General features: G+C 64.1%; 1 pseudogene. It reads left to right on the top strand.

The window, feature by feature from the left end:
• Positions 1-392 (top strand): annotated as a pseudogene (locus CBF90_RS16505) (lipid-transfer protein); the annotation flags it as partial.
• Between the last annotated feature and the right edge of the window lie 31 nt (positions 393-423).

The following is a 423-nucleotide window of genomic DNA, read 5'->3' as shown; positions in this document are numbered from 1 at the left end:
GCTACTACCGGCCCGAGATCGGGCTGCCCGAGATGGGCGTGGTGGGTGACCAGATGTGGGCGCAATCCGGGTTGCAGCCTGCTGACATCCAGACCGCGGTACTGTACGACCACTTCACGCCGTTCACGCTGATTCAGTTGGAGGAGTTGGGATTCTGCGGCCGGGGTGAGGCCAAGGACTTCATCGCCGGCGGCGCGATCGAAATCGGCGGGCGACTGCCCATCAACACGCACGGCGGTCAACTCGGTGAGGCCTACATACACGGGATGAACGGAATCGCCGAGGGCGTGCGGCAATTGCGTGGGACATCGGTGAACCCGGTGCCGGATGTCGAGCATGTGCTCGTCACGGCCGGAACGGGTGTGCCGACGTCGGGTTTGATCTTGGGCTGAGTGGGTTCTCATGCGCCGAGCGTGGACGTAC

This window comes from Microbacterium sp. AISO3, assembly GCF_002204305.1.
In the GTDB taxonomy this organism is placed as follows: Bacteria; Actinomycetota; Actinomycetes; order Actinomycetales; family Microbacteriaceae; genus Microbacterium; species Microbacterium arborescens.
The sequence above is the reverse complement of the archived record's forward strand: the minus strand, read 5'-3'. Positions and strand labels throughout refer to the sequence as shown.